14 protein-coding genes and 1 other RNA gene are annotated in these 15472 nt (G+C 55.0%); 5 read left to right on the top strand and 10 right to left on the bottom strand.

Features of this window, described 5'->3' with window-relative positions; translation table 11 throughout:
* The first annotated feature begins 195 nt into the window (after positions 1-195).
* Positions 196-840, top strand: coding sequence for a hypothetical protein (locus MUU46_RS05190; RefSeq protein ID WP_258964987.1), 645 nt, complete (start codon positions 196-198; stop codon positions 838-840).
* A gap of 153 nt (positions 841-993) precedes the next feature.
* On the opposite strand, the gene trhA is transcribed toward MUU46_RS05190, so the two are convergent.
* Positions 994-1653 (bottom strand): PAQR family membrane homeostasis protein TrhA, encoded by a 660-nt coding sequence (gene trhA, locus MUU46_RS05185; protein ID WP_159758487.1) that lies wholly within the window; start codon positions 1651-1653, stop codon positions 994-996.
* Positions 1654-1814: 161 nt separating this feature from the next.
* Positions 1815-2126: a N(4)-acetylcytidine aminohydrolase gene (gene yqfB / locus MUU46_RS05180; protein ID WP_110511980.1), complete on the bottom strand. Its 312-nt coding sequence runs from the start codon at positions 2124-2126 to the stop codon at positions 1815-1817.
* A gap of 44 nt (positions 2127-2170) precedes the next feature.
* Here yqfB and MUU46_RS05175 point away from each other — a divergent pair, with 44 nt between their 5' ends.
* Positions 2171-2905 (top strand): MurR/RpiR family transcriptional regulator, encoded by a 735-nt coding sequence (locus MUU46_RS05175; RefSeq protein WP_258964986.1) that lies wholly within the window; start codon positions 2171-2173, stop codon positions 2903-2905.
* 119 nt (positions 2906-3024) lie between these two features.
* Positions 3025-4458, top strand: coding sequence for a 6-phospho-beta-glucosidase (locus tag MUU46_RS05170; RefSeq protein WP_258964985.1), 1434 nt, complete (start codon positions 3025-3027; stop codon positions 4456-4458).
* A gap of 259 nt (positions 4459-4717) precedes the next feature.
* On the opposite strand, the gene MUU46_RS05165 is transcribed toward MUU46_RS05170, so the two are convergent.
* The 8 genes from MUU46_RS05165 to MUU46_RS05130 form a co-directional block, all read right to left on the bottom strand.
* A complete protein-coding gene (locus tag MUU46_RS05165; protein WP_258964984.1) occupies positions 4718-5461 on the bottom strand; it encodes an SDR family oxidoreductase in 744 nt (247 codons plus the stop codon).
* Between the two features lie 59 nt (positions 5462-5520).
* Positions 5521-8394: an aminomethyl-transferring glycine dehydrogenase gene (gcvP, locus tag MUU46_RS05160; protein ID WP_258964983.1), complete on the bottom strand. Its 2874-nt coding sequence runs from the start codon at positions 8392-8394 to the stop codon at positions 5521-5523.
* Between the two features lie 128 nt (positions 8395-8522).
* The gene (gcvH, locus tag MUU46_RS05155) at positions 8523-8912 is read right to left on the bottom strand and encodes a glycine cleavage system protein GcvH (protein WP_258964982.1); all 390 of its coding nucleotides are present in this window, start codon (positions 8910-8912) and stop codon (positions 8523-8525) included.
* 27 nt (positions 8913-8939) lie between these two features.
* On the bottom strand, positions 8940-10034 hold the full coding sequence (gene gcvT / locus MUU46_RS05150; protein WP_258964981.1) for a glycine cleavage system aminomethyltransferase GcvT: 1095 nt from the start codon (positions 10032-10034) through the stop codon (positions 8940-8942).
* Between the two features lie 419 nt (positions 10035-10453).
* Positions 10454-11656: an FAD-dependent 2-octaprenylphenol hydroxylase gene (gene ubiI / locus MUU46_RS05145; protein ID WP_258964980.1), complete on the bottom strand. Its 1203-nt coding sequence runs from the start codon at positions 11654-11656 to the stop codon at positions 10454-10456.
* A gap of 11 nt (positions 11657-11667) precedes the next feature.
* Complete coding sequence (gene ubiH / locus MUU46_RS05140) at positions 11668-12834, bottom strand: 2-octaprenyl-6-methoxyphenyl hydroxylase (protein WP_258964979.1); 1167 nt, start codon at positions 12832-12834, stop codon at positions 11668-11670.
* Positions 12831-14144: a Xaa-Pro aminopeptidase gene (gene pepP / locus MUU46_RS05135; RefSeq protein ID WP_159758507.1), complete on the bottom strand. Its 1314-nt coding sequence runs from the start codon at positions 14142-14144 to the stop codon at positions 12831-12833. Before pepP ends, ubiH begins: the two co-directional genes overlap by 4 nt.
* A 25-nt stretch (positions 14145-14169) precedes the next feature.
* A complete protein-coding gene (locus MUU46_RS05130; RefSeq protein ID WP_159758509.1) occupies positions 14170-14748 on the bottom strand; it encodes a YecA/YgfB family protein in 579 nt (192 codons plus the stop codon).
* Positions 14749-14915: 167 nt separating this feature from the next.
* Between MUU46_RS05130 and zapA the strand changes: the two genes are divergently transcribed.
* Both zapA and ssrS read left to right on the top strand, forming a co-directional pair.
* Positions 14916-15245 (top strand): cell division protein ZapA, encoded by a 330-nt coding sequence (gene zapA, locus MUU46_RS05125; protein ID WP_110511969.1) that lies wholly within the window; start codon positions 14916-14918, stop codon positions 15243-15245.
* 41 nt (positions 15246-15286) lie between these two features.
* Positions 15287-15470, top strand: a non-coding RNA gene (gene ssrS / locus MUU46_RS05120) — 6S RNA.
* Positions 15471-15472 lie beyond the last annotated feature (2 nt).

Below are 15472 nucleotides of genomic sequence, written 5' to 3'. Positions count from 1 at the left end.
CTTTGGCCATGGTGCGTGCGCTGAACAAAATGACGAAGGCAGGTATGCCAGAAAGTGTACGTATCGGCTGAGAGCCGGAGCTGTTACAGGGGAAACTCGCCTCAAATCTGATTTATTCAACAAAGCCCCTTTGATGATAAAGATCTGGCCGCGATTTATCAGCTTGGCTTTACTCCCGGGAAAACCAAAGCGGCGATGTATACCCGTTTGTTGCTGACGCTGTTGAGCCCAAAATTCCATTTGATGTTTTTTTATGGCCGCCTGAAATCAAACCTGATCGGCCTACCGGTTTATCGTCTGATAATGACGCGAACCTGGCTTGCAGCACTCAGTACGTTGAGCTATTTCCTGGGTGCGCACGCGACGGTGCTGATTCTGGTTCTGCCGTTTGTGGTGCTTTACCAGATGGCGTCGCTTATCCACTTGCTTACGGAGCACGTATGGCGGGTACGCAAAGTGGGTGAATCGGTTCGCGACAGTCATATCAACAATTGCCTGGCACGGTTTTGCGGGTCGAATTGCCCACCGAATTTTAGCGTGAAATATTGGGGCAGCTGGAGCAAGTGGACGGCAATGCATCTGTTCTTCCATCTGCCGTGTCGGATGCTGTTTGTGCAGGGCTCGCTGGTGTGTCACGACTGGCACCATCGTTACGGCAGCATTCGCCAGTGGTACGACTACGCCCGTCTGCGTGAACTGCACGCGCAGAAGCTGTCGGCGGAAGAACGCTACGACTATATCGATGTTTGGGGCATGCACAACGCGCTGGATTATGTGCTCAGTTCTCTGAGCAAGCAGCCAGAAGTTGAGATTGAACCTCTGGTGTATCGACTGAATTAGTCCTTTTGCCTGTTCGTAGGCGAAAGGTTCGAAATGATGCCCTCGGCCGCATGGCGGCGGGCATTATCCCCTGGTGTTGTTAATGGTCATTGACCGCCTGATCGTAAGCCAGTATACGGCTGACGATCAGGTTTTTTTTCGCCTGTTTCCGGCTTACACTTTCCCGACGTAGAGATAAATTGCCAGAAAATGGCAGACGCTGCCCCCAAGGACAAAGCCATGCCAGATGGCGTGATTGTAGGGAATACGCTTGCAGACGTAGAAGATGACCCCGAGAGAGTAAACCACCCCACCAGCGGCCAGTAATGTGACGCCACCCGCCGACAGCTTCACCGCCAGTTGATACACCACAATCAGCGACAGCCAGCCCATTGTCAGATAGGTCACCAGCGACAGCACTTTAAACCGATGCGCGATGGTCAGTTTGAACAGAATGCCGAGCAGCGCCAGGCTCCAGATAACAACCATCAATCCGCGCGCCAGCCCTGAATCCAGCCCCACAAGCAGAAACGGCGTATAGGTCCCGGCAATCAACAGATAAATCGCGCAGTGGTCGAATTTCTTCAGCCAGCGTTTAGCGCGCTGATGCGGGACGGCGTGGTAAAGCGTGGACGCGAGAAACAGCAGGATCATGCTGCCGCCATAAAGGCTGTAGCTGGCAATCGCCGTTGCACTGGCGTTGGCGTCCACGGCTTGCACCAGCAGCAGCACCAGACCGACAATCCCGAACACCAGCCCGATTCCATGGCTGATGCTATTGGCGATTTCCTCGGCCAGCGAATAACCCTGCGTAATTAATGGCTTACTAACCATATTGCACTCCGAGAGGATAAAAACACGTTAACGCATCACTAGCCTATCTGAGAATTATTCCAGTGAACACCTGTTAGCTAAAATAAAAAGGCGTCATTTAACAAAACATTAAAAATCATAAAGTTAAACGTCATTTTCAACGCACAGATGTTTCCTAAAAATCAAACGCACTGAAATTCAATGACATAAAATTGCTGCTGGTCGGGGTAGATTTCTGCTATCACTGCTTTCAGCTCAGGCAGCGTCATGTTTTCCTGTTGTGCGTGTTGTTCGGTCAGGGAATCCAGGGTCACTTCTGAGGTGGCAGTCACTTTGAGGGTGCAAAAATAGCCGTCATCTTCAAAACGCCCTACGCGCAGGACATCGCCGGTTTTGAAGTGTGATTCGCTGGCGTCCCGGATGGTGATGGTCTTACGCCCGGCCAGAATGTCTTCCTGAAAGCGTTGAAAAAAAGTGATGTCGTTCGGGGCCATGTTATGATTCCTGTATTGAATTTGCCGGATGAGTGCCTGCCAACGTGAGTCTTTTCTCCCACGCCGCCATCGCAAGTCTCAACAATCTTGAGATGATGGTCTATCAGTATGTCATTAAAAATCGTGACAAAGTCATGTATATGACGATTCGCGAACTGGCCGAGGTGGCGGGCGTTTCCACAACGACCGTGCTACGCTTCTGCCGCAAGCTGAACTGCGAAGGCTATTCCGAATTTCGGGTGCGTTTTAAACTGTATCTGGAACAAGACGAACCGCAGCAAAGTCAGTTTGCTGCCAGTGAAATTATCAGTTTTTTCAAAAGCGTCAATAATGAAGATTTTGATAAGCTCATTGATGAAGCCGTGGATATTATCCTGGCGTCGGAACGTATTATATTTGTTGGCGCGGGAACGTCTGGCGCATTAGCCAAATATGGCGCCCGATTTTTCTCTAACGTCGGAAAATTCAGTAATCATATCGACGATCCTTATTTTCCGGTCACCAATGACATGGCCAAAAATGCGCTGGCGATTGTGCTTTCCGTTTCCGGTGAAACCGAAGAGATCCTGCGCTTCGCTGGCCAGTTCAGCCTGCACCGCTGTAAGGTGCTCTCAATCACCAGCCACGAGCACTCACGACTGGCCAAGCTTGCCGACTTTAATCTCTCCTGGCATATATCGCCGATCCGCATTGGTGGCGTCTACGATATTACAACGCAAATACCGGTTATTTATATTCTTGAAACTCTTGGCCGTAAGTTGGCGAAAAAAATGACATAAAAAAACGCCCTGTTTTTTGGATGTAACAAATTACCTAATGCTGAATTTGTTATATCGTGACATTTAACGCCCCTTTGTTAGACTCATTCCCAAGATGAAATATCATGGGAATGACAACGATGAAAAAATTAACCTTACCTAAAGACTTTTTATGGGGTGGCGCAGTGGCGGCACACCAGGTTGAAGGCGGCTGGAACAAAGGCGGCAAAGGTCCGAGCATTTGCGACGTGCTGACCGGCGGCGCGCACGGCGTGTCACGCGAGATTACGGACCAGGTTGAGCCAGGAAAATACTACCCAAACCACGAAGCCATCGAATTCTATAGCCACTACAAAGAAGACATAAAGCTGTTCGCTGAAATGGGCTTCAAATGCTTCCGCACCTCGATTGCCTGGACCCGAATTTTCCCGAAAGGCGACGAGACTCAGCCGAATGAAGAAGGGCTGAAATTCTACGACGACATGTTCGACGAGTTGCTCAAATACAATATCGAACCGGTGATTACCCTTTCCCACTTCGAGATGCCGCTGCATCTGGTGCAGGAATACGGTGGCTGGACGAACCGTAAAGTGGTTGATTTCTTTGTGCGTTTTGCCGAAGTGGTGTTCGAGCGCTTTAAGAGTAAGGTCAAATACTGGATGACCTTCAACGAAATCAACAACCAGCGTAACTGGCGTGCGCCGCTGTTCGGCTACTGCTGCTCCGGCGTAGTGTATACCGAGCACGACAACCCGGAAGAAGTGATGTATCAGGTGTTGCATCACCAGTTCGTTGCCAGCGCGCTGGCGGTTAAAGCGGCTCGTGAAATTAACCCGGAAATGCAGGTGGGTTGCATGCTGGCGATGGTGCCGCTGTATCCATTCTCCTGTAAGCCGGCTGACATAATGTTTGCCCAGGAATCAATGCGTGAGCGCTACGTCTTTACCGATGTGCAACTGCGCGGCTATTACCCGACCTATGTGCTCAATGAATGGGAACGACGTGGATTTAACATCGCCATGGAAGACGGTGATGCGCAGATCCTGCGCGATGGCACCTGTGCGTACCTCGGTTTCAGCTACTACATGACCAACGCGGTGAAAGCAGAAGGCGGCAGCGGCGATGCGATTTCCGGCTTCGAAGGCAGCGTCCCGAACCCGCACGTGAAGGCTTCCGACTGGGGCTGGCAGATTGACCCGGTTGGCCTGCGTTACGCAATGTGCGAGCTGTACGAACGTTATCAGAAGCCGCTGTTTATCGTTGAAAACGGTTTTGGCGCGTATGACAAAGTCGAAGAAGACGGCAGCATTAATGATGATTACCGTATTGATTATCTGCGGGCGCACGTGGAAGAGATGATGAAAGCGGTGACGCACGACGGCGTGGACCTGATGGGCTACACCCCGTGGGGCTGTATTGATTGCGTCTCCTTCACCACTGGCCAGTACAGCAAACGCTACGGCTTCATTTATGTGAACAAACATGATGACGGTACCGGTGATATGGCGCGTTCGCGTAAGAAGAGCTTTAACTGGTACAAAGAAGTGATCGCCAGCAACGGCGAGAAACTTTGAGAGATACCCCTCACCCTAACCCTCTCCCCATAGGGGAGAGGGGATAGTTCAGCCCCGTCTTTTCTCCCTCGCCCCATAGCGGAGAGGGGATAGTTTAGCCCCGTCTTTTCTCCCTCGCCCCATAGCGGAGAGGGGATAGTTCAGCCCCGCCTTTTCTCCCTTGCCCCATAGCGGAGAGGGGATAGTTCAGTGTCCTTCCCTGTCTTTAAATGGACCTTCTCCCTCGCCCCTTTGGGGAGAGGGCCGGGGTGAGGGGAAACTATCGCCCGCCCGCAATATCCATGAAGCTTCCGGTCACGTACGAGGCTTTGTCGCTCAGCAGCCAGACAATCGCCTGGGCCACTTCTTCTGGCTGGCCGCCGCGCTGCATCGGCAATGCAGCTTTCACGCGATCCACGCGCCCTGGCTCACCGCCGGAGGCATGCATTTCGGTATAAATAAGCCCTGGACGCACACAGTTTACGCGAATACCTTGCGCCGCCACTTCCAGCGCCAGCCCGGTGGTGAGCGAGTCGACCGCCCCTTTTGACGCCGCGTAGTCGACGTATTCGAAAGGCGCGCCCAGCCGCGACGCAGCGGAAGAAACGTTAACGATCGCCCCACCCTTTCCGCCGTGTTTATGCGACATACGCTTCACCGCTTCGCGGCTGCAAAGGAAATATCCGGTGACGTTGGTCGCCAGCACGTGATTAATTCGCTCGGCGGTCAGGTTTTCAATGGTGCTCTGTTGAAACAAAATCCCGGCGTTATTCACCAGCGCCGTCAGCGGCTCGCCTTCTCTGTCGAGTGCATCAAACAGCGTCATCACCTGTGCTTCATCGCTGATGTCCGCACGCACGGCGAACGCTTTTCCGCCCTTTTCGATAATCTCGTTCACCACCTGCATGGCGGCGTTGACGTTATGGTGGTAGTTCACCGCAACGGTGTAGCCTTCCTGCGCCAGTTGTAACGCTGTCGCTTTGCCAATTCCCCGGCTAGCGCCAGTGACCAGTGCGATACCCATGCTATTCTCCCAAAGGAAAGGGCGCCTAAGCGCCCTTGAAAGGTAGATTATTCAGTTAATTACTGATATTCGCTCATCGGTACACACGAGCAGAACAGGTTGCGGTCGCCGTAGACGTCATCGAGACGTTTCACGGTAGGCCAGTACTTATTCGCCATGCCTGCCGGGAAGACGGCCACTTCGCGGCTATAACCGTGATTCCACTCAGCCACCATCTCGTTCTGAGTGTGCGGCGCGTTCACCAGCGGGTTATCTTCCAGCGGCCATTCGCCCTGCTGTACGCGGCTGATTTCATTGCGGATAGCCAGCATTGCGTCGACGAAGCGGTCGATTTCCACTTTGCTTTCCGATTCCGTTGGCTCAACCATCAGCGTGCCCGCTACCGGGAAGGACATGGTCGGTGCGTGGAAACCGTAGTCGATCAGACGCTTGGCAATATCCAGCTCGCTGATTCCGGTCTCTTCTTTTAGTGGACGAATATCGAGAATGCACTCATGCGCCACGCGACCATCGCGCCCCGTATACAGTACTGGATACGCATCTTGCAGACGGGTCGCAATGTAGTTGGCGTTAAGAATCGCCACCTGGCTCGCCTGCTTCAGACCTTGCGCACCCATCATGCGGATGTACATCCAGCTGATTGGCAAAATTGATGCGCTGCCGAATGGTGCCGCAGAAACCGCGCCCTGGCGCGTCAACATACCTTCGATTTGTACCACGCTGTGGCCTGGCACGAACGGCGCCAGGTGCGCTTTCACGCCAATCGGTCCCATGCCTGGGCCGCCGCCGCCGTGCGGGATACAGAAGGTTTTGTGCAGGTTGAGGTGAGATACGTCCGCGCCGATAAAGCCTGGCGAGGTGATACCCACCTGGGCGTTCATGTTCGCGCCGTCGAGGTAAACCTGACCGCCAAACTGATGCACGATTTCGCAGACTTCGCGGATGGTTTCTTCGTACACGCCGTGAGTGGATGGGTAGGTCACCATGATGCAAGAGAGGTTCTCGCCCGCTTGCTCTGCTTTCTCGCGCAGGTCAGGCAGGTCGATGTTACCCTGCTTGTCGCAGGCCACGACCACGACCTGCATGCCCGCCATTTGCGCGGAAGCCGGGTTGGTGCCGTGGGCTGAACTTGGGATCAGACAGATATCTCGATGCCCATCGTTGCGGCTTTCGTGGTAATGACGAATCGCCAGCAGGCCTGCGTATTCACCCTGTGCGCCAGAATTCGGCTGCATGCACAGTGCGTCGTATCCGGTCAGTTTCACCAGCCAGTCGGATAACTGGTTGATCATCTGATGATAGCCTTCAGCCTGATCTGCCGGGCAGAACGGGTGCAACTCGGCAAATTCTGGCCAGGTGATTGGGATCATTTCCGCTGCGGCGTTGAGTTTCATGGTGCAGGATCCCAACGGGATCATCGCCTGGTTCAGCGCCAGATCTTTGCGCTCCAGAGAGTGCATGTAGCGCATCATCTCGGTTTCGCTGTGGTAACGGTTGAACACCGGATGGGTCAGGATTTCGTCTTCACGCAGCATCGCCTGCGGAATAGAGCGGCTGTCGTGCGCCACGTCTTTATCCAGGCTGTCGATATTCAGGCCGTGATCGTCACCTACGATAACGGTCAGCAGCGCCAGTACGTCTTCGCGCGTGGTGGTTTCATCCAGCGTGATACCGACCGCGTGATGAATGTCGCTGCGCAGGTTGATTTCTGCGGCTTCTGCACGTGCCAGTACGGCGGCTTTGTCGGCCACTTCAACGCACAGGGTGTCGAAGAAGTGTTCGTGGCGCAGCTTCAGGCCTTTCTGTTGCAGGCCGGTCGCCAGAATATCGGTCAGGCGGTGAATACGCCCGGCAATACGCTTCAGGCCCACCGGACCGTGGAACACAGCGTACAGACTGGCGATGTTGGCCAACAGTACCTGAGAGGTACAAATATTGGAGTTCGCTTTCTCGCGGCGGATGTGCTGCTCGCGGGTCTGCATCGCCATGCGCAGCGCGGTGTTACCCGCAGCGTCTTTGGACACGCCGATAATCCGGCCTGGCATGGAGCGTTTGAATTCATCTTTTGCAGCGAAAAAGGCGGCGTGTGGGCCACCGTAGCCCATCGGTACGCCGAAGCGCTGAGCGGAGCCGAACACGATATCTGCGCCCTGTTTGCCCGGGGCAGTTAGCAGGACCAGCGCCATAAAATCGGCGGCAACGCTGACGACCACTTTGCGTGCTTTCAGCTCGTTAATCAGCGGGCTGTAATCATGCACTTCACCGGTAGTACCGACCTGTTGCAACAGCACGCCGAACACATCCTGATGGTCGAGCGCTTTTTCAGCGTCGTCGACAATCACTTCAAAACCGAAGGTTTCAGCCCGAGTGCGTACCACGTCCAGGGTCTGCGGATGAATATCTGCAGCCACAAAGAAGCGGTTGGCATTTTTCAGTTTACTGACGCGTTTAGCCATCGCCATTGCTTCCGCCGCAGCGGTAGCTTCGTCGAGCAGTGATGCAGAGGCGATATCCAGCCCGGTCAGGTCAAGCGTGACAGTCTGGAAGTTCAGCAGCGCTTCCAGTCGGCCCTGTGAGACTTCTGGCTGATAAGGCGTGTAGGCGGTGTACCAGCCCGGATTTTCCAGCATATTGCGCTGAATCACCGGCGGCAGCTGCACGGCGGTGTAGCCCATGCCAATGTAAGACTTAAAGCGCTTGTTGCGGCTGGCGATGCCTTTCAGCTCGGCCAGCGCGGCGAATTCGGTGGTCGCGTCACCAACCTGCGGTGGCGTCGCGAGCTGAATATCCTGCGGCACAATCTGGCCAGTCAGCGCGTCTAACGACTCTGCGCCAACGGTATTCAGCATTTCCTGTTGCTGCTGCGCATCTGGGCCGATATGGCGATCGATAAATGCGCCGCAGTGTTCAAGCTGGCTTAAGGTCTGTGTCATGAGCGATGGTTCCTGAAACGTGCAGTGAATCGGTATTGTCTTAACTAACATGCCCGGTGGCGCTGTCGCTTACCGGGCCTACACCTTCAAATGTAGGCCGGATAAACGCAGTGCCATCCGGCACAGCTTTACTCGTTTTCGAGCAATGCTTCATATGCGGTTGCATCCAGCAGAGCGGCAACTTCTGCGTCATCGCTGGCTTTGATTTTGAAGATCCAGCCGTCGGTGTACGGCTCGCTGTTAACCAGCTCTGGGGAATCGCTCAGCGCGTCGTTGACAGCCACGATTTCACCGCTGATAGGTGCATAGATGTCAGAAGCCGCTTTTACGGATTCCGCTACCGCGCAGTCATCGCCAGCGTCAACGGTTTTACCCACTTCTGGCAGGTCGACAAACACCATGTCGCCCAGCAATTCTTGTGCGTGCTCGGTGATGCCGACGGTGTAAGAGCCATCAGCTTCTTTGCGCAGCCATTCGTGTTCTTTGCTGTATTTCAGTTCCGCAGGTACATTGCTCATTAAAATTTCTCCAGAAAAAATAATTGATTACACGACGGCTTTGCCGGCGCGTACAAAGACAGGTTTGGTTACGGTGACGGGCATTTCACGGTTACGGATTTGAACCACCGCCGTTTCACCGATGCCCGCAGGCACGCGAGCCAACGCAATGCTGTAGCCCAGCGTTGGAGAGAAAGTGCCGCTGGTGATCATGCCTTCTCGCTGATTGCCCTGAGCATCGGTAAAGCGCACCGGCAGTTCGCCACGCAGTACACCTTTCTCGGTCATCACCAAACCCACTAATTGTTCGGTGCCGTGCTCACGCTGAGCTTCCAGAGCTTCACGTCCGATAAAGGCACGGTCTGCAGGTTCCCAGGCAATGGTCCAGCCCATGTTGGCCGCCAGCGGAGAAACACCTTCGTCCATCTCCTGACCGTACAGATTCATACCCGCTTCCAGACGCAGCGTGTCACGTGCGCCCAGACCGCAAGGCTTCACGCCGGTTTCGACCAGTGCATGCCAGAAGTCTGACGCTTTCTCATTCGGCAGCGCAATTTCATAGCCCGCTTCGCCAGTGTAGCCGGTGGTCGCTACGAACAGGTCACCTGCCTGCACGCCGAAGAATGGCTTCATGCCTTCCACCGCGCTGCGCTGTTCATCGTTGAACAGGCTGACAGCTTTAGCCTGCGCGTCCGGGCCCTGCACCGCAATCAGCGACAGATCGTCACGCACGGTGATTTCGATGCCGTACGGTTCAGCATGTTGGCTAATCCAGGCAAGGTCTTTTTCACGGGTGGCGGAGTTTACGACGAGACGGAAATAATCTTCGGTGAGGAAATAAACAATCAGGTCATCAATGACCCCAGCGGATGCGTTGAGCATGCCGGTGTAGAGCGCTTTGCCGGGCTTGGTCAGCTTGGCAACGTCATTGGCGAGCAAATAGCGCAGGAATTCACGGGTACGGCTGCCGCGCAGGTCGACGATGGTCATGTGCGAAACATCGAACATCCCGGCGCTGGTGCGTACCGCGTTATGCTCGTCAATCTGCGAACCATAATGCAGCGGCATCATCCAGCCATGGAAGTCCACCATGCGTGCGCCGCACAGCGTGTGTTGTTCATACAAAGGCGTCTGTTGAGCCATCTTGTCCTCATTGAATAAGCGGGGCTACAGGTGCTTTGCGGTCCCAAAAGTCGCCACAAAGCCCAGCGCCGATACCGCTCAGGGCACCGACGCAAACGTTCTCTTTCGTCTGACGTTACCACCGAAAACCGCGGTAAACCATAAGGCAAAGCAATCCATCAGATTAGCTTATGACCAAAATGTACGAAAAACTCTACAGAACGATCGACTGGCTTTCTGCGACTAATGCCACATAAAATTAACAATGCTGTTCATTGTTTGGTGATAAATGATATTTCATGCGGGAAATTGGGCTGATTTTTCGTAAGGGAATTCTTGTGACATTAATAAAACTAATGCGAAAAAAGCAGTGAGATTAGATTATTTCAAACGAGGGAAACACACCCGGCAAGACTGCCGGGTGAGGAAGTGTGATCGACTTAACGCAGCCAGCCAGGAAGATCGTTCAGGCCCATCGCCTGACGAATAAGCTGAGGTTTTACCCCCGGCAGCGTGTCGGCCAGTTTCAGGCCGATATCGCGGAACAGTTTCTTCGCTGGATTGACCCCGGCAAACAGTTCGCGGAAGCCCTGCATACCCGCCAGCATTAATGCCGCACTGTGCTTACGACTGCGCTCGTAGCGGCGCAGATAGAAATGCTGGCCGAAATCTTTCCCCTGCGCGTGCAGACGGCGAATTTCGTCGATCAGCTCTGCGGCATCCATAAAGCCCAGATTTACGCCCTGCCCGGCCAGCGGATGAATGGTGTGCGCCGCATCACCAACCAGCGCCAGGCGATGCGCTGCAAACTGCCGAGCATAGCGTCCCGTTAGCGGGAACACCTGCCGCTCGCTTGCCACTTCACACAAGCCCAGACGGTTATCAAAAGCCACGTTCAACGCCTGATTGAATGTCCCGTCGTCGGCCTGCTGCATTTTCGCAGCGTCGTCCGGGGCTAACGACCAGACGATAGAGCACAGATGCGGGTCGCTCAATGGCAGAAACGCCAGAATGCCTTCGCCGTGAAATGCCTGACGCGCCACCGCCTGATGCGGTTCAGCGGTGCGAATGGTCGCCACCAGCGCGTGATGGCGATAATCCCAGGAGGTCAGCGGAATATCCGCTTTGCCACGCAGCCAGGAGTTCGCCCCATCCGCACCAATCACCAGGCGCGCGGTCAGCATATTGCCGTCTTTCAGGGTCAAAAACGCCTCGTTTTCACCCCATGCCACCTGCGCCAGTTCGGCGGGTGCCATCAGCGTGACATCTTTACAGCGCTCCGCTTTTTTCCACAGCGCGTGGTGGATCACACCATTTTCGATGATGTGCCCTAAATGGCTGTAGCCGAGGCTTGCATCATCAAACGCGATGCGCCCGAAGCTGTCTTTATCCCATACTTCCATGCCGTGATAGCAGCTGGCGCGTTCGGCCACAATGTCATTCCAGACATCAAGGCGTGAGAGCAGCTTTTCACTGGCGGCGTTGATGGCGGAAACGCGAAGCTGTGGTGCGGAATCAGCCGTAACAGGCTGGGGCTGATGTTGTTCAATGACCGCCACGCGCAGCCCACTGCCCTGCAATCCGCAGGCTACGGCGAGACCGACCATTCCACCACCGACGATAGCGATATCTACATTTTGCACGTTGTTGTTCCTTATCTCGCTACCTGACCCAGGGTACGCTGCGCCAGCGCATCGCGCGCCGGAGTGAATAATTCCATCGTCATCAGTCCGACGTTTCGTCCGGCCACCAGCGGGGCCCAGCGATTGGCGAACAGATGGACCAGACCGTCGGTCACGCCGACCGTCGCACTTTTATCGTCGGCGCGGCGCTGCTGATACTGACTTAACAGCGCGTAGTCGCCCGGATCGTTCGTCTGCGCGAGCATTTCTGCCAGCGAGATAACGTCGCGCAGCCCGAGGTTGAAACCCTGTCCGGCAATCGGATGCAGGGTCTGCGCCGCATTGCCTACCAGCGCCATGCGGTGCGATATCGCCCGGCTGGCAGTGGTCAGAGAAAGCGGATAGGCGTTGCGGCAGCCAGCGTGGGTAATGCGCCCGAGTCGCCAGCCAAATGCCTGCTGCAGTTCCTGGCAGAAACGAGCATCAGACCAGCTCAGAACCTCATCACGGTTTGCCAGCGGATGGCACCACACCAGCGAACAGCGTCCATCTGACATCGGCAGCATCGCCAGCGGGCCATGTTCGGTAAAACGCTCAAACGCGCGGCCGTCGTGCGGCACGGCGGTAGTCACGTTGGCGATCACCGCCAGCTGTTCGTAAGGCTGTTGCTGCCAGGCAATGCCGCATTGTTCTCCGAGCGCTGAACGTGAGCCGTCTGCGGCCACCACCAGTTTACCGGTGAGTGTGACGCCGTTATCAAGCACCACATCGACGCTGTCCTGGCTACGGGTAAAACTGTCCACCCGCGCCGGGCAATGTAAGGTCACGCCTGGCGCTTTGCGTAACAAGGCGAAAAGACGCTGGCCGACATCGTGCAGCTCGACCACCTGCCCTAATGCAGGCAGGCTGTAATCATCGGCATCCAGCGTAACGAAACCTGCATGGCCGCGATCGCTGACGTGTACGGTGCGAATAGCCGTGGCGCATTCACGCAGTGCCTGCCAGATACCGACGCGGGCCAGCTGCTGACAGGTCCCTGCGGCCAGCGCGATTGCGCGAGCATCAAAGCCCGGATGCGTCTGTGAATCAGGCGCGACGGCTTCAACGAGATGTACTGGCAGTTTGCCTGCACTGAGATTCGAGATCGCCAGTGCCAGTGTTGCGCCAGTCATGCCGCCGCCTACGATAATCACGCTCATTGGGCGTGCGCCGCCATCAGGGCTTCGATATCGTCCGCGCGTTTTACCACGCTGGCGGTCAGATTCTCGTTACCGTTTACGGTAATCACAATGTCATCTTCAATACGAATGCCGATACCACGGTATTGCTCCGGCACATCGGCGTCCGGGGCGATATAAAGCCCCGGCTCAACGGTCAGTACCATTCCCGGCTCGAGCACACGGGAACGATCCACGCCGTATTCGCCGACATCATGAACGTCCAGGCCCAGCCAGTGGCTGAGGCCGTGCATGAAGAATTTACGGTGCGCGTTGTCGGCAATCAGCTGGTCAATCTCCCCATTGAGGATGCCGAGCGTCACCAATCCGCTGACCATCACACGCACCACATCGCCGGTGACGTCCTGCATGGTCGTTCCCGGACGATAGCGCTCTAGCGCTGTTTCCAGCGATTCGAGCACGATGTCATAGATTTCACGCTGCGCCGGGGTGAATTTGCCGTTTACCGGGAAAGTACGCGTGATGTCGCCCGCGTAGCCGCGATATTCACAGCCTGCGTCGATCAGCACTAAATCACCGTCACGCAGTTCAGATTCATTTTCGGTGTAATGCAGAATGCAGCCGTTCTCACCCCCGCCAACAATAGTGTTATATGACGGGTAACGCGCGCCGTGGCGGGTAAATTCATGGTGAATTTCACCTTCGAGCTGATACTCGAACATGCCCGGACGGCATTTTTCCATCGCACGAGTGTGCCCCAGCGCGGAGATTTCCCCGGCCCGGCGCATCACGTCAATTTCTTCTGCAGATTTGAATAGCCGCATTTCGTGCACCAAAGGACGCCAGTCGACCATCGCCGCCGGGGCTTTCAGATTCTGACGCGCGCCTTTGCGCAACTTATCCAGCGCATTGAGCACGATGCTGTCGGCATAAGCGTATTCGCCCTGTGCGTGATACACCGCATCCAGGCCGTTCAGCAGTTGATACAACTGTTCGTCGATTTCACTGAACGCCAGCGCACGATCCACGCCCAGCTTTTCAGGCGCGGCATCCTGGCCCAGTCGGCGGCCAAACCAGATTTCTGCGGTCAGGTCGCGTATGCGATTAAACAGAACGCTGTGGTTGTGGGTGTCATCACTTTTAATCAGCACCAGCACTGCTTCTGGCTCGTTAAAGCCAGTGAAGTAGCTGAAATCACTGCTTTGGCGATACGGGTATTCCGTGTCGGCGCTGCGTATGGCTTCCGGTGCGGCAAAAATTAATGCCGCGCTGCCTGATGGCATCTGCGCCAGCAGCTTTTGCCGACGCTGAAGGTACTCTTGCTGAGTCATGACACCCTCCTGAGCATTCTTATTGTTAATGTAAGGTCGGTTTGCGAACTTCTGGCGCGGTCGGCTGTTGATGTGTGAACGTATCGTGGCACAGCAAAGCAGCAACACGAACGTACTCGACGATTTCTTCGAGCGACATCTCGAGCTCTTCCTGATCTTCGTCTTCTTCATAACCCAGCTGGGCAATGTTACGCAGATCGTCGATGGCTTCGCCGGTTTCGCCTTTCACTTTCTCAAGCTTCGGCTGAGTAACGCCCAGTCCTAGCAAGAAGTGATTGACCCAGCCAGACAGCGCATCGGCGCGTTCAAAGACGCTGATGTTATCGCCATCCGGGATGTACAGCTGGAACTGGAAGCCTTCGTCTTCCAGCGCATCGCTGGTGACGGCGTGGACCTTACGCAGCACTTCAGCCAGCTCGTGACCGAAGGCCATGCCTTCGTTGGTCAGGTCATGCACCAACGGCAGCCAAGTGCTGTCTTTGTTACCGCCACACAGCATTCCGCTAATCAGTCCGTGCATTTCGGCAGGCGTTAAACCCACACCCTGTTGGGTAAGTAACTGGTTCACATCGTTGTAACCAGGCATTTCGTTCTGTATAGACATGCGCATTCGTCGTCGTTGGGGGGAAGTTTCATGTTATGCTACCACTTTGGACCCTGGTGAACCAGAAAAGGGCTTGTATGTTCACACTGGGGTAGCTATAGTGTCGCCCCTTCGCGGGCCCCGGTGCGGGCTGTGAAGGTTGCGCAGTCAATCAGCAGGAAGGTGGCATGTCTGCAGAACCCGTCGATATCCAAATTTTTGGCCGTTCACTACGCGTGAATTGCCCGCCTGAACAAAGGGATGCCCTTAATCAGGCCGCGGACGATCTGAATCAGCGGTTGCAAGATCTAAAAGAACGCACTAGAGTCACAAATACTGAGCAGCTGGTCTTCATTGCCGCCCTGAATATCAGCTACGAGCTGACGCAGGAAAGAGCGAAGACGCGTGATTACGCTGCCAGCATGGAAACACGTATTCGGATGCTGCAACAGACCATTGAACAGGCACTTCTTGATCAAGGTCGCACAACTGAAAAGACGGGTCCAAAGTTTGAATAACACTTCATGGTTTACTATGGTAGAGTGGCCCTGAAGACAAAATTTCTCTGAGATGTTCGCAAGCGGGCCAGTCCCCTGAGCCGATATTTCATACCACAAGAATGTGGCGCTCCACGGTTGGTGAGCAAGCTCGGTTCGTCCGAGAAGCCTTAAGACTGTGACGACATATTCACCTTGAACCAAGGGTTCAAGGGTTACAGCCTGCGGCGGCATCTCGGAGATTCCCT

Origin of the sequence: Scandinavium tedordense (assembly GCF_024764965.1) — a bacterium.
Lineage (GTDB): Bacteria > Pseudomonadota > Gammaproteobacteria > Enterobacterales > Enterobacteriaceae > Scandinavium > Scandinavium tedordense.
The sequence above is the reverse complement of the archived record's forward strand: the minus strand, read 5'-3'. Positions and strand labels throughout refer to the sequence as shown.

Coding starts and splice junctions, on each gene's coding strand:
- MUU46_RS05190 (WP_258964987.1), top strand. CDS start 196: ATGTATACCCGTTTGTTGCTGACGCTGTTGAGCCCAAAATTCCATTTG.
- trhA (WP_159758487.1), bottom strand. CDS start 1,653: ATGGTTAGTAAGCCATTAATTACGCAGGGTTATTCGCTGGCCGAGGAA.
- yqfB (WP_110511980.1), bottom strand. CDS start 2,126: ATGGCCCCGAACGACATCACTTTTTTTCAACGCTTTCAGGAAGACATT.
- MUU46_RS05170 (WP_258964985.1), top strand. CDS start 3,025: ATGAAAAAATTAACCTTACCTAAAGACTTTTTATGGGGTGGCGCAGTG.
- MUU46_RS05165 (WP_258964984.1), bottom strand. CDS start 5,461: ATGGGTATCGCACTGGTCACTGGCGCTAGCCGGGGAATTGGCAAAGCG.
- gcvP (WP_258964983.1), bottom strand. CDS start 8,394: ATGACACAGACCTTAAGCCAGCTTGAACACTGCGGCGCATTTATCGAT.
- gcvH (WP_258964982.1), bottom strand. CDS start 8,912: ATGAGCAATGTACCTGCGGAACTGAAATACAGCAAAGAACACGAATGG.
- gcvT (WP_258964981.1), bottom strand. CDS start 10,034: ATGGCTCAACAGACGCCTTTGTATGAACAACACACGCTGTGCGGCGCA.
- ubiH (WP_258964979.1), bottom strand. CDS start 12,834: ATGAGCGTGATTATCGTAGGCGGCGGCATGACTGGCGCAACACTGGCA.
- pepP (WP_159758507.1), bottom strand. CDS start 14,144: ATGACTCAGCAAGAGTACCTTCAGCGTCGGCAAAAGCTGCTGGCGCAG.
- MUU46_RS05130 (WP_159758509.1), bottom strand. CDS start 14,748: ATGTCTATACAGAACGAAATGCCTGGTTACAACGATGTGAACCAGTTA.
- zapA (WP_110511969.1), top strand. CDS start 14,916: ATGTCTGCAGAACCCGTCGATATCCAAATTTTTGGCCGTTCACTACGC.